This window comes from Bacteroides sp. D20, assembly GCF_003436255.1.
In the GTDB taxonomy this organism is placed as follows: Bacteria; Bacteroidota; Bacteroidia; order Bacteroidales; family Bacteroidaceae; genus Bacteroides; species Bacteroides uniformis.
Genome location: NZ_QSOO01000003.1, coordinates 123517 through 137101, shown reverse-complemented (window position 1 = coordinate 137101; position 13585 = coordinate 123517). Strand labels below are relative to the sequence as shown.

Here is a 13585-nt window from a genome sequence, read left to right as displayed (position 1 = left end):
AAGTAACGATACATGGTTTTAAATTACATCTGGGTAGCATTTTTCGTCATCGCATTCATCGTAGCCCTCTGCAAACTCATTTTTATGGGTGATGTGGAGATATTCACAGAACTCGTCAACTCCACCTTCTCCTCTTCCAAAACAGCTTTTGAAATATCCCTGGGACTGACGGGAATACTCGCCCTCTGGCTCGGCGTGATGAAGATAGGCGAAAACAGCGGCATGATCAACGCCCTCTCCCGTTGGCTGAGTCCGGTATTCTGCCGCCTTTTTCCCGAAATACCGAAAGGACATCCTGCCATGGGCTCCATTTTCATGAATCTCTCTGCCAACATGCTGGGGCTGGACAATGCCGCTACTCCGATGGGACTGAAAGCCATGAAGGAACTCCAAGAACTGAACCCTAAAAAGGATACTGCCACCAATCCGATGGTAATGTTCCTTGTCCTCAACACCTCGGGACTGATACTTATCCCCGTCAGCATCATGATGTATCGCTCGCAGATGGGTGCCGCCCAACCCACGGACATCTTTATCCCCACACTGATAACGACCGCCATCTCGACCATTGTCGGTGTCATTGCCGTCAGCATTGCACAACGCATCAACCTGCTGAACAAGCCCATACTTATCCTGATTGGCTGCATCAGTCTTTTCTTTGCCGCGCTCATTTATCTGTTCACACAGATTAGCCGTGATGAAATGGGTGTATATTCCACTTTAATTGCCAACATACTGCTGTTCTCCATCATCCTGCTGTTCATCCTCTGGGGGCTATGGAAGAAAATCAATGTATACGATGCCTTCATCGAAGGGGCCAAAGAAGGCTTCACCACCGCTGTACGCATCATTCCCTATCTGGTTGCCTTCCTCGTTGGAATCGCCGTTTTCCGTACTTCCGGCGCCATGGATATACTGGTGAACGGTATCGGTTATGTAGTAGGACTATTCGGTGTAGATACCAGCTTTGTAGGTGCCCTACCCACTGCCCTGATGAAGTCACTGAGCGGCAGCGGTGCCAACGGACTGATGATTGACACCATGAAGCAATATGGTCCCGATTCATTCGTCAGCCGTATGAGCTGCGTGGCACGCGGTGCTTCGGATACTACGTTCTATATCCTTGCTGTGTATTTCGGCAGCGTAGGTATCACCAAAACGAGGAATGCCGTGACGTGTGGGCTGATTGCCGATTTTTCCGGCATCATTGCAGCCATCATCATCAGTTACTTATTCTTCTTTTAAAAGAACTAGCTTAATCGCAAGAACGTAATTTCAATCGTACATCGTAAATCATTAAATCGTAAATAAAATGATTAGTTATCAGACAGACGGCGTGGAAATGCCATCCATCAAGAAGCGTGAAACCACGGAATGGATAAAATCCGTAGCCGCCACTTACGGAAAAAGAGTCGGTGAAATCGCCTACATCTTCTGCTCGGACGAGAAGATACTCGAAGTGAACCGCCAATATCTGCAACACGATTATTACACAGATATCATCACTTTCGACTACTGTGAAGGCAACCGCCTTAGCGGTGACCTCTTCATCAGCCTCGATACCGTACGCACCAATGCGGAACAGTTCGCCGATAACAACTACGAACGTGAACTGTACCGGGTCATCATCCACGGCATCCTCCACCTTTGCGGCATCAATGACAAAGGGCCGGGAGAACGGGAGATTATGGAGGAGGCGGAGAATAAGGCGCTGGCGATGCGGTAATTCCAAAGAATAAAAACTCTGTCTTGATAAAGTGCTGATTTTACCAAGACAGAGTATTTAAGAAAAACAAGTTACTTTGCCAACACAGCGATAACTAACGGTTGTTGATATTTGTCTGTTCCTGATTCGATGCGGGCATCCACACCATCTATAGTTATTCTAATAAGTTCAACACTGCCATAACCATCATTATACTTCCAATGGGAAATAATGGAATGTTCCTCTTCGTCACCAAAGATATAGGGGCAAACAAAGGTACGTGTCAACACTTCAGGCTTCTTGTCATATTTATATCCATCCCATAATGCATCAAAGATTGCCAAAGTAAAAAGTCCGTCCCTGCTTTCCACATAGATACAGTCCGGTCCGGTAAAGTCATCTTTAGAATCGGGTTCTACCAATTTATAGGAGTAATCTTTCTCTCTCAAAGCAGGCTTACCATTTCTTCCAAGACCGGTTTGCATTCCCTCAATCAAATCATTGCCATTTTCATCGACAAATGCTAAATTGTATCCATAATGAATAGGAGGATAAGAGTCTTCCTCACTTTTGCAACCCATGAAAATCAAAGGGAATAAAGCAGTCAATAACAAAAATCTAAAATTTCTCATAATATATTTTCTGAAGTGAAACATACAAACTTACTCTATCATATTGATAAATCTATCTTCTATAGGACTAACATCATAAGCTGTATACCAACCATTATATCGTCCATATAAAAAACATAAGATACTCTCTATTTATCTAAGCTAACAAGAGCTTGAGGATAAAATTTGTCAAAACCTTCAAGAATCGGACTCTCCACATCATCTATTGTAAGACGGATAAGTTCTGCCTCCCGATAATCAGTATCAAACTTCCAATAAGAAACAATCGTATGTACTTTCTCATCACCGAATATATGCTTACAGGCAAGTTTATGAGTAAGGACTTCCGGCTTCTTATGCCCATACCAGTCTTCCATGCAGACATCAATGCGTAGCGATTGATAGCCACTTACCTTTCCTAATATTAATGATTTGGTATCAAAATAATCATCTTCCGTTGATTTGATAAACTCAAAAGTATAAGTTCCGCGTAATAAAACAGAATCCCTCTCGCTGTTTATTTCAAATGGTACATCTGCAAGCAAATCATTACCCGATTTATCTATGAATGCTAAATAGTATCTATAGAGATGAGGCGGGTAAGAGTCCAATTTATGTTCACAACCGGCAAAGCATATCGCAAACAATAACAATGAATAGATATATACTCTTCTCATAATGCGTCATTTTAAGGGTGAAACATACAGATTTTCTCTGTCGTATTGATAGTTCCTATCATCTGTAGGATTCACATTATTTCCACTAAACCAGCCATTACCAGTGCCATACCACCCCCAGTTCATATGAAAATATATGCGACCAGAACCAAAAGAAGTAGTAGTGGGATTCATATAATTAGGGAATCCACAACTTGAATAACTTGGATTTGTAGAACGGTTTACAAGATACTCCACAAAATAGCTATAGGAACTTCCATATTCTTCCGCACCATCACAAACCCATGCATGCCCTTTCCAAGTTATTCCGATAAAATTTTTCCTGTCACCTGTCATATATACAGGACGTCCTCTAAAATAGATTTCACTTTCTACATCCCACATGTCATGATCCTTTTTAGATACTGCATACCCCATTGCCTCAAAACCTCTTTTGGCATCACCTAAGGAAGCTCCAGATTCGTCTTTACCATATTCCATATTCACGGCTTTACCAATCATCGCTATTAGAGATTGAGATGCAGAAGTCGGTCTATCATTAGCCATACCGCTCCAGTCAAAGGATTGAGGCCATTCATGATACTTCTCAATCTGAGCCATAGCAATGGCAACACAGCCAGCAGGATATTCATTCGGACATAATGCACTATATCCTCCCTCCTGCCCCCATTTTGTATTCATCAAAGGCCCAACTTTTCTGTTATTACTATTATATCCTACTATTGTAAACTCAAGAGGAGAACCATAAAAATTAGCCTTTTCTACAAGACTTTCATAATCTGATTGTGAGAGAAAAGATCTTGCAGAACTTAAAGGACCAAACGAATATCCCGGACACAAAGTATACAATTCGCCTAACCTTTCACGAAACATTGTCCCATCACTATAATGATCAGAAGTAGCATCACGTGTTGTGGCAGGCAGTATTTCGTAAGCCTCCCACATAGAGCGCATATTTGCCAAAGTCTCGGCATTTTGCATATCGCTTTCCTTAATAGCCCAATTTGTTTCATCCATCCAAATAGAAAAGCCACTCTGCTTAGCTTTTTCTATATTGATAGAGTTAGTATCTGAATATGCCAGAATCGGATAGTAATTCTTGGTAGCACCTACTATAACAAAACCACCGCCTTCATAATTTATTATATACATAGAAGGCGTATTGTCTTCACCGTAAACCGTCTTAATATCTTTTACTGTTTTACCAGAAAAGGCATCTGGCTCAATAGAGCCATTTCTTGTTGTCACCGCATCTTTACCATTAGCAGCTAAAAACAAGCCGGCCACCTCTGTGGCTTGACTAACCGGCACAAAGCTTTCATCATTTACAATGTCTACACAATCAGCATCCACTTCTATAGGAAGGGGTTCCATGCTATTCTCACTGCATGAACAAAATGCTGATACAATCCAAGCATACAATAAATACTTTTTCATACGCATTAATTTTTAAAGTTAACAAAAGAGATTATTATAAATATAAGGCAGGCTACGCCTGCCTTATATTTATTTCTTCACCGAAAAGCGATAGATGCAATGACTGTCATACTTTTCTCCCGGCTTCAGCAACGCCGAAGGCCATTCCGGCTTGTTGGGCGTATCGGGATATTTCTGCGTCTCCAAACAGACGGACGCACGATGACCGTACACGATACCTTTCTTTCCGGTCAGTGTGCCATCCAGGAAGTTACCGGCATAAATCTGAATGCCCGGTTCGTTGGTATAGACATCAAGCACAATACCCGTTGAGAGAGATTCGAGGGTGGCACACGGGTGGGTGATGTCACCCTTCGTATTGAGTACCCAGTTATGGTCATAGCCCTTGCCGTTCTTCAATTGCTCAAAGTCATTGTCAATGCGGGCGCCAATGGCTGTAGGAGTGCGGAAATCCATATCCGTACCTTCTACGGAAGCTATCTCACCGGTAGTCATGAAGGTACTGTCCACGGGAGTATAGGCATCTGCATCGATGGTAAGCAGATAATCCGAATTGGACTTGGAGGGATCGCCATCCAGATTGAAGTAAGAATGGTTCGTCATATTGACAACAGTGGTACGGTCTGTTTCGGCACTGTAACGAATGTCGATGGCATCGTCATCTGTCAGCGAGAAAGTGACCTTGCAGGTCAGGTTACCCGGGAAGCCCTCCTCTCCGTCTTTCGACAGATAAGTCAGTTCCAGAACCTGACTGCTCAACTGGCGGGCATCGAACACTTGATATTGGTATCCCTTGGGACCTCCATGCAGGCAATGACCGTAATTGTTGCGCGGCAGCTGATACTCTACCCCATCCACTGTAATCTTACCCTGATTGATACGGTTGGCATAACGTCCGATGGTAGCGCCGAAATCCGAAGGGAACTTGATGTAGTCCTGAATGGAATCGAAGCCCAGCACCACATCACGCATAACGCCATCCTTGTCCGGCACCATCACTGATACAATACGTCCACCGAAATTCGTAATACAAACTTCCATACCATTCTTATTCTCCAAAACAAACAAGTCTGTCTGCTTGCCATCCACTTCCGTACGGAAGTTCGCAGGTTCCAGTCCAGAAGCAGTCTTTTCACTCGCCTGCTTGCCCGTGCAAGCCGATGCCAATAGCATCACGCTTGCCAACAAAGTCATCATCTTATTCATAAATACAATATTGGTTACTGTTTAGACTATCATTTTTTCAACAAGAACTGCTCCGCACGTCCCGGAGTGAACAGCTCCCACAAAGAAGCGACCGTCCAGCCCGGAGCGAAGATATTGTTGTAATATCCCTTTCCGTTACGTCCGTAGTCCCAATTGGTATGCTGCACCACTTCCGGGTAATAGCCTACTTTGGCAATGCCGCACATGTGTCCTTCATACGGCAGTAACTGGCGCATGGAAGTGGAAATCACCTCGGCAAAGTCAGAGAAGCGCGGCTCGTTGTACTCCTTGGAGAGCCAATGCAGCACATCGGCAAATTCGAAGATAAATACATCGATATGGTTATTCTCTACCGACACATTTCCCCAACCACGGGTTTTCAAGCCGATATCTCCCAGCATCTGACCTTCGGCAAAAGGAACATCCCAAGTATAATACCATGACAAGGCAAAATAAGCGGCTTTCTTTGCCAGACCGGCATAGTGTGCACGCTCTTCTCCTTTGGTAACCAAAGCCAGATAATAAGCAGCCGTAGCAGCATACAAGGAGGCTTCCTTGTCCTCGCAGTTGGCATCCAGCGTAGAAGAGAAATAATCGGCTTTGGATATCAGTTCCTTCTCCAGATAGTCTACCGTACGCTTGGCGCTTGCCAGATAACGTTTGTCCTTGAAATACTTGGACGCCATCACCAAAGGCAATGTTGCCGAAGGCGTGCTACCGCCGCTGGCATCCACGATAGAGAAATCATCCTTGAACTTGCGCGGGAAGCTGCCGTCCTCGTTCTGCAACTTGAGGAAGCTGTCCAGCATGCCCTTGATGCGTTTCTCCCATTCGGGGTGTTTACGCTTCTGCTGTTTCTCATAGTTCAAATAGTTCAAGATGGCATATACTCCCTCGGACTGACGGCGGATGCTATGTCTGGTTTCCTTAAAGCCGCGGTTGTAGTGCACCACTTCGTTGAAGAAACCGGCAGGCGAAAAACCGTTCTGGAGATAAGTGTCAAAGATATGGTTGGCATTGTCCACCAGGTCTTGGCGGTTCTGCTGTTTGCCATACTCCAAAGCATTGAAAGCGTTCAGCAACGTACGTCCCACAAAGCCCACTTCGGCAACATCGGTATTGGCACAAGTAGCAGTCTCCAACTCTACACCGGAGTAATAATGAGTGGGGGTATTGCTGGCATAGCTTTCCACAAAGAAGTTGCTCATCACCTCCTTCATGCGGTCTACCGTGTAAGGTGTGTCAACCGGTTTCGGGCGGTTAGTGTCATAACAATACTCCCAGGTGCGCTGTACGCATTCCGAGAAATCGGCAGCATTCCTTTCGGACACCTCCCAAGTCATGGAGATGCTGTCGCCCTTACGCAGCAACTGGAAAGCCTCAACGGCAGGAGCCAGCGTCAATTTGCGGATATATGTCTTCGGTGCTTCCTTATAGGGGAAACCGTATGCCAAGACAGTCACACCATCCACATTGCAGAAACCGGTATATCCGATGGAAGTCTCGCCGGACAAGATTACCTCTCCCTCCTTATGAGTGGTCAAAGCTTCCTTGTCGAACTTGTCAATACGGATAACCGACATGGACGTACCGCTTGCCGGATTGAAAGCTGCCGTCAGCGGAGTGCTCAAACGGTCCTCACGCACCAGCCAACTGTCCGATGTGTGGAAAGAAGGAGCTTCCTTCGGCGAACGCAGGTTGCGGCGATACCAGAAGCCCGGCATGTAGAACTGGCAGTCCGAATGCTTGTAACCGGTCTTTATCTGTTCCCCGTAGTTGAAATACACATTTTCCAGCGCCTTGAGTGTGACGGTAATGCGCTGTTTGCCATCCTTGTCCACCACCTGGCGGATGATGTCCAACGGCAACGTTTCCGAAGCCCGGCAGCTGTACATACCATCCTGCATCTTCTGCAAGGCCAGCGGATATTGCTTGGCATCATTCCCCGGCACTTTCAAGGAAATAGAAGCAGAGATGTCTTCCGGAGCAACATTTGCCGCTCCTGCACCCGTAATGCCTGCCAAAAGCATTACCCCCAAAAACAATCTTTTTAGTCTCATAGTTACATCTGTTTTATTGTTGTTAGAAAAATATCATTCAGACATGAATACATACTTGCCGGAGCCCAATTCGACTACCAGCTTACCGTCAGCCTCCTCCACGGAATGAATCCCCGCCTGACCGGCATCTACCTGTACATGGAAGTCAAGCGGCAGCTTGACCGTAGCGGTTGTATTGGCGGGAATCTCAACGTTCCACTCCAGCTTATTGCCGTCACGTTTCCAGGAACTTCCTATTCTGCCATAAGGCGATACATGCGAAGCATTCACATAATTCAGTTTTTCCGGGAATACCGGTTCCATCAGAATCTGCTTGAACCCGACGGAAGCAGGAGCATTCTTTATACCGGCAAGGTCCTCATAGAACCATATCAGCAGGTCTCCCAAAAGCATCACATGGTTTCTTGAATTCATCGCCGGATTTGCCGTGTCACCGTTCCATAATTCCCAAATGGTGGTTGCACCCTTCTTAATCATGTAACCCCATGAGGGATAAGTGTCATTGGTCACTATCTTATAGGCAAGTTCCAGTCCGCCGTACTCGGTAAGTCCGCGCATCAGATGCTGGATGCCAAGCACACCGGCACTGACATGTCCCTTACAGTCTTTTTCCGTCTTCTCCACGACATTGGCAAATACTTTATCTTCATATCCGTCGGGAACCAGACCCAGTCTGAGGGAAAGCAGGTTTGCCGTCACCGTATTGTTGTCATACTGTGCAGCCTCAGTATTGAAGAATTTCTTGTTATAAGCGTCCTTGACCTTAATGGCAAGTGCTGCATACTCTTCAGCATCTGCCGGAAGTCCGTTCATTTGCGCGAACTTCTCCATCAGTTGCAGAATACTGTAAAACACCGTTGTACTCAACACTTCACCGTTCGTCTTACGGGCAGGGTCCTCCGAATGAATCAGCTCCGGCGACTCGGGAGGCATGCACCAATCCCCGTATTCATCCTTCACCAGAATATAGTCCTTCATTTTGGTCTCCGTCATGTGGTTTACCCAACGCTTCATGGACGGATAACGCTCTTTGATGGAGCTATCATCGCCAAACTGGCGGTAAAGCATGTCGGCTACGTAAAAATAGGCAGCCGGCCAAGTCACGTCATCATGGAAGATGGTCCAGTAACGGGGAGATACCACAGAGATACTTCCATTTTCATTCATGGACTCTTCTATATCCACCAGCCACTTCTTATACATCAAGGCATTGCCGAAAATGAAACTTTCACCATAGGCACCGGTAGTGCGGTCGCCCAGCCATCCAAGACGTTCATCACGCTGGGGACAGTCGGTAGGCATACCGCGATAGTTTCCACGGATTCCCCAATAGGCATTCTTGTGAAGTCTGTTAATCAACTCCTCGGAAGTCTCGAACGTACCGTTCGTTGCCATTTCATCATACACCACCTTACCGGTGAAATCATCCGCTGCCGGTTCATAGTCCAAACCGGATATTTCCATAAAACGGAAACCATGGTAAACAAACAACGGTTCCCAAACAAACTCACCGTCAGCGGCAGGAGTATAAATATCCGTGACAAGGGCACTGCGCAGGTTGTCAAGATACAGTTCCGTACCATTGTCCTTCAGCACTTCGGCAAAACGCATAGTAATGGGCTTGTCCTTCTTGCCACGCAGTTTCACCTGCTGTATTCCTACCATATTCTGCCCCATATCCACGATATATCTTCCATCACCTACCGATTTAACGGATATTGGCTTTATCTCCTCCATCACCTTCAGACTCGGAGAAAGCTGTGCCACAAGTTTTCCTTTGGGAGCCTCCATCCGTTCGGCCAACTGCCATCCGGAATCATCATAGCCGCTTTCCGTCCATTTACCCAATTCCAAGCGGGCATCGTAATGTTCACCATCAAATTCGTTGTTCGCAGTTATAGGACCGTGGTTCGTCGCTTTCCAGGAATCATCGCTGACTACCGACACCGTCTCACCATTGTCGTACTCTATATTCAACTGCGCCATGAGACGGGGCAAACCAAAACCTACCATCCCATTGGCGCGCATGGAAAGATAGCGGCCGTTGCCCAGAGCCACGCCTATCGCATTGGTACCGGACTTCAACAAGGGGGTGACATCATAGGTCAGATAAGATACAGAAGCATCGTACCAGGTAGGCAAAGGACCGAATACATCGTTTCCAATCCTCTCGCCATTCATATAGCATACGGAAGAGCCTACTCCCGAAACATAAAGGACTGCACGCTTCGGCTGTGACGGCAAATCAAACTCCTTCCTCAGATAACGTGCCGGAAGGATGGTCCGTTCACCGTCCAGTTTCAAGTTTGTACTGTCGTTCAGTCCAATCCAGCCGGCTTTCCAGTCCGAACTGTCCAGCAAGGACATTGACCAGTGCCGGACATTGCTTTGCGCTTTGTCACCGGTATTTGTCCATACCGTGACACGCCAATAATATTTCTGTCCCGACTCCAAAGGCGCCCCTGCATATTTCACCAGCACCGATTGGCCAGACTCCACACGACCACTGTTCCATACCAGCCCGGAGCCGGTCTGCAAACCCTTGTCCGAGTCCGCCACTTCAATCTGATAAGCAGTCTGCATCACATCCTGCTTGCCGGTTACCAGTTGCCATGAGAAACGGGGAGCCGATACAGCTACTCCTTCGGGATTCTTCCGCATTTCAACAGTGGTTTCCTCCACTTTCAAGGAACTGCCACCCGATACTTGACAGCCCATCATCAATAGGGCCAACAAGGAGATTAAAATAGATTTCTTCATACTTGTCAAAATTTCGGTTTCTCCGCTTCCGTGGATGCAACGGAGCCTTCTACCGTCGGCCATCCGTCTTCCCAGCTAATCTTATCCAACATCAATACACGGCCTTCAGGCTTCTTTGTGCTCACCGCATGATAGAAGAACCAGTCATTGCCGGCATTGTCCGTCACAATCTCGGAGTTATGGCCGGTACCCACAAAGGAATTGCTTTTCTGAATCAGCACTTCGTGCTTGTTATCCATCATGCTACCGCCATTCTTGTTGACATAGGGGCCGAAAAGATTATCTGAACGGCCTACAACAGTAGTGTAAGTACTCTTCAACCCCTCACAACAACTTCCTATGGAAGCAAAGAAGTAGTAATGTCCGTCTTTCTTATGGATATAAGTACCCTCGTAAGCGGTTCCCGCCACTTGCTGCGGTGTGGCGCCTTCCTTCAGGGAAAGACCGTCATCGGACAGCTCAACCGCATAGATTCCACGGAAGCTACCCCAGAAAAGATATTTCTTCCCTCCCTCCTCTATGTAGAAAGGGTCGATGGAATTCTGCACATTGATTTCATCGCTGCGGAACATCTTCCCGTGGTCCTTGAAAGGCCCGTCCGGTTTATCGGCAACAGCACAACCGATGCCGCAAGTCCACTCGCCTCCCCAGACGGACATGGAATAGTAGAGCACGTATTTATCACCTATCTTGTTGATGTCCGGTGCCCACAAACCGCCGTTCGGCTCAAAATCAGGCCGGGTACGGTCGGTAAAGGCAGTACCTACATATTCCCAATCCACCAGATTCCTGGAACGGTGAATCGGCAGATTGCGTATGTCCTCGGTGGCATACAGATAGTAGTAGCCGTCACCGCCCTTTATCACAGAAGGGTCGGGCAAACTGTAGTTTATCACCGGATTGCGGTAGACATTCTTCGGTTGTTCATTCGGCTGTTCACCCGGTTTGTCTTCCTTTGTGGCCGATGACGAGGAGCATGCTATCAGGCAGCATAACACCGATAATACAAGAAACTTTTTCATACTATGTATTTTTTTCATTTTACTTTTTCAGATGATACGCCGCCCAATACCTGCGGACAGACAAGAGTGCCGCCGATGGAAACCGTTCCCCGGTCGGAAATGGCAAAATCCTTGATGTACGAAGTGCGCGGCTGTACCTTCGTAGAATCCCAGTGTGCATGGAAAATATACTTCCAACTGCCGTCCTTGCAGCGGAAGGGCGCTCCGTGTCCGGTGCCCGTCAAGCCGTCGGCACGTTGCAGAATAGGGTTTCCCTCGTATTTCTTCCACGGTCCCATCGGGCTGTCCGAAGTGGCGTAGCCCACACCGTAGTTCTTGCTTTCAAAGTGATTGGCCGAATAAACCAGGTAATATACACCCTCTTTCTTCAAGACGGAAGGACCTTCGGCAACCCTGGCGGGCTTGTCCTGCGAAAGCTCCCAAGGCTCTCCCACCTTGATGCACTCCGTCAGCGTCTCCTGCTTGATGCCGGTCAGGTCATCGTTCATCTCTGCCACCCAGATGACGTTGCCATCCGTGAAACGCACGAAATAGAGGTAAGGCGTGCCGTCATCGTCGATGAAGAGAGAGGTATCGATACTCTTCTCATCCCATATCGGCTGCTTCACCTCCTGACGAAACGGACCTTGGGGAGCATCTGCCGTTGCCACGCAGATATGCTCTTCGGTGGAATAGAACAGATAGAACTTCTTCTTCGACCCGATGTAGTAGACTTCCGGTGCCCAGAATCCCCACGTGCCGTAGGAGTCGGCAGCCGACAATGCCTGGCCTTCACGCGTCCAGCTTTTCAGGTCATCGGAAGAGAAGCAGGCAAAGCCCTCCCCCTCCACCGTACCTCCAGTGCCGTAAGCATAATACTTGCCGTCGTAAAGCATTACGTAAGGGTCGGCAATCGGCAGATAGTCTGATTCTACAACCGTCTTCTCCTTGCAGCCTGCAAAGCAAAGACAAAGCAACAGCAGCAATATATAATTCTTCTTCATATCCATCTCTTATTTTACTATTTTGGGTGTCATATAGTCCTTGCTGATTCTCATGCGGTCCACACCGTCCACTTTCTCGAAAGAAACGTCACTGATGTACATGGCGCGCGGATGGATGCTACTCTTGTCCTTATGGGCATGGAAAACGATACGAAGCTTGCCCGCCTTGTCGGTGAAGGTGGCACTGTGCCCCACCCCAACCAGTTCTCCGGGTTTCTGCAGCAAGGGATTCTCCTCGTATTTGGTCCAGGTACCCATCAAATCGGTAGCTGTGGCGCAACCTATGCCGTAGAAAGGACTCTCATAGCTGTTGGCGGAATAGGTCATATAGTAGAGTCCGTTGTGCTTGATGACAAACGGACCTTCATTCACGCGGGGCCACACTTCCTCCCATGCCTGAGAGACGTGGATGCAAGGGTGCATGGTCTCCTTCTTGATAGTCATGAGGTCTTTCTCCAATTCGGCCACCCAGATGTTGAGCCCGTCGTTGAAACGGTCGAAGAAGAGATAAGGCGTGCCGTCATCATCAATGAACAGAGAGTTGTCAATGCATTTCTCATCGGCAATCATCGGTTCCTTCTTACTTTGGGTAAATGGTCCTGCAGGTGAGTCTGCTGTTGCCACACAGATATGCTCGTCTGCCGAGTAATACATATAGAACTTCCCGTTCACTTCGTAGACCTCCGGTGCCCAGAACCAGCGGTCGGCCCAGACATCCTTCTTCTGGAGCGCCATGCCCTTATACTTCCAAGTCTTCAAATCATCGGAGGTATAGACTTCGATGCCGTCATCCGCATGGGTGCCATAGGCATAGTAAGTGCCATCGTGCAACATGATGAACGGGTCGCCCAAAAGCACCGGCGTTTCAACTCCTTCGACAACAATATCGTCCACATCCTTATAGTCTGAAGAGCAGGACTGGCAGGAAGCCAGCGTGGCCAACAGAAACAGATACATACATATAAAATTCTTTTTCATGATTCTTTCTTAAACAATTGTTATGATGATAAATATTTACTTTCAAGAAGATGTTCCGTTACACCCGTATATTGAACCCTATTCAGTCGTATACTGAATCCTATTCAATCGTATACTGAAATACATTCAGTCGTATACTGAATCAC

General features: G+C 47.2%; 11 protein-coding genes. 2 read left to right on the top strand and 9 right to left on the bottom strand.

Annotated elements, in window-relative coordinates; translation table 11 throughout:
* Positions 1-12 precede the first annotated feature (12 nt).
* Together DXD78_RS04050 and ybeY are read left to right on the top strand one after the other, a co-directional pair.
* A complete protein-coding gene (locus DXD78_RS04050; RefSeq protein ID WP_009037450.1) occupies positions 13-1245 on the top strand; it encodes a nucleoside recognition domain-containing protein in 1233 nt (410 codons plus the stop codon).
* Positions 1246-1312: 67 nt separating this feature from the next.
* The gene (gene ybeY, locus DXD78_RS04045) at positions 1313-1726 is read left to right on the top strand and encodes an rRNA maturation RNase YbeY (protein ID WP_005826129.1); all 414 of its coding nucleotides are present in this window, start codon (positions 1313-1315) and stop codon (positions 1724-1726) included.
* A 71-nt stretch (positions 1727-1797) separates the two neighbouring features.
* Here the strand turns inward: ybeY and DXD78_RS04040 are convergent, their stop codons facing one another.
* The 9 genes from DXD78_RS04040 to DXD78_RS04000 form a co-directional block, all read right to left on the bottom strand.
* Complete coding sequence (locus DXD78_RS04040) at positions 1798-2337, bottom strand: hypothetical protein (protein ID WP_009037451.1); 540 nt, start codon at positions 2335-2337, stop codon at positions 1798-1800.
* 128 nt (positions 2338-2465) lie between these two features.
* Positions 2466-2993 (bottom strand): hypothetical protein, encoded by a 528-nt coding sequence (locus DXD78_RS04035; protein WP_008662148.1) that lies wholly within the window; start codon positions 2991-2993, stop codon positions 2466-2468.
* Between the two features lie 6 nt (positions 2994-2999).
* A complete protein-coding gene (locus DXD78_RS04030) occupies positions 3000-4430 on the bottom strand; it encodes a C10 family peptidase (protein ID WP_016272137.1) in 1431 nt (476 codons plus the stop codon).
* A 69-nt stretch (positions 4431-4499) separates the two neighbouring features.
* Positions 4500-5636, bottom strand: a complete 1137-nt coding sequence (locus tag DXD78_RS04025) for an aldose epimerase family protein (protein ID WP_009037452.1) — start codon at positions 5634-5636, stop codon at positions 4500-4502.
* A 29-nt stretch (positions 5637-5665) separates the two neighbouring features.
* Positions 5666-7696, bottom strand: a complete 2031-nt coding sequence (locus DXD78_RS04020; RefSeq protein WP_009037453.1) for a hypothetical protein — start codon at positions 7694-7696, stop codon at positions 5666-5668.
* Between the two features lie 33 nt (positions 7697-7729).
* Complete coding sequence (locus DXD78_RS04015; RefSeq protein WP_034529187.1) at positions 7730-10456, bottom strand: glycoside hydrolase family 78 protein; 2727 nt, start codon at positions 10454-10456, stop codon at positions 7730-7732.
* A 5-nt stretch (positions 10457-10461) separates the two neighbouring features.
* Positions 10462-11478 (bottom strand): family 43 glycosylhydrolase, encoded by a 1017-nt coding sequence (locus DXD78_RS04010; protein WP_009037455.1) that lies wholly within the window; start codon positions 11476-11478, stop codon positions 10462-10464.
* A gap of 14 nt (positions 11479-11492) precedes the next feature.
* Complete coding sequence (locus DXD78_RS04005) at positions 11493-12467, bottom strand: glycoside hydrolase family 43 protein (RefSeq protein ID WP_009037456.1); 975 nt, start codon at positions 12465-12467, stop codon at positions 11493-11495.
* 3 nt (positions 12468-12470) lie between these two features.
* Positions 12471-13439, bottom strand: coding sequence for a glycoside hydrolase family 43 protein (locus tag DXD78_RS04000; protein WP_005826146.1), 969 nt, complete (start codon positions 13437-13439; stop codon positions 12471-12473).
* Positions 13440-13585: the final 146 nt, after the last annotated feature.

Excerpts from the sequence above, each read along its gene's own strand:
- DXD78_RS04010 (WP_009037455.1), bottom strand. The coding sequence starts at position 11,478 with ATGAAAAAGTTTCTTGTATTATCGGTGTTATGCTGCCTGATAGCATGC.
- DXD78_RS04040 (WP_009037451.1), bottom strand. The coding sequence starts at position 2,337 with ATGAGAAATTTTAGATTTTTGTTATTGACTGCTTTATTCCCTTTGATT.
- DXD78_RS04050 (WP_009037450.1), top strand. The coding sequence starts at position 13 with ATGGTTTTAAATTACATCTGGGTAGCATTTTTCGTCATCGCATTCATC.
- DXD78_RS04030 (WP_016272137.1), bottom strand. The coding sequence starts at position 4,430 with ATGAAAAAGTATTTATTGTATGCTTGGATTGTATCAGCATTTTGTTCA.
- DXD78_RS04035 (WP_008662148.1), bottom strand. The coding sequence starts at position 2,993 with ATGAGAAGAGTATATATCTATTCATTGTTATTGTTTGCGATATGCTTT.
- DXD78_RS04005 (WP_009037456.1), bottom strand. The coding sequence starts at position 12,467 with ATGGATATGAAGAAGAATTATATATTGCTGCTGTTGCTTTGTCTTTGC.
- DXD78_RS04000 (WP_005826146.1), bottom strand. The coding sequence starts at position 13,439 with ATGAAAAAGAATTTTATATGTATGTATCTGTTTCTGTTGGCCACGCTG.
- DXD78_RS04015 (WP_034529187.1), bottom strand. The coding sequence starts at position 10,456 with ATGAAGAAATCTATTTTAATCTCCTTGTTGGCCCTATTGATGATGGGC.
- DXD78_RS04020 (WP_009037453.1), bottom strand. The coding sequence starts at position 7,696 with ATGAGACTAAAAAGATTGTTTTTGGGGGTAATGCTTTTGGCAGGCATT.
- ybeY (WP_005826129.1), top strand. The coding sequence starts at position 1,313 with ATGATTAGTTATCAGACAGACGGCGTGGAAATGCCATCCATCAAGAAG.
- DXD78_RS04025 (WP_009037452.1), bottom strand. The coding sequence starts at position 5,636 with ATGAATAAGATGATGACTTTGTTGGCAAGCGTGATGCTATTGGCATCG.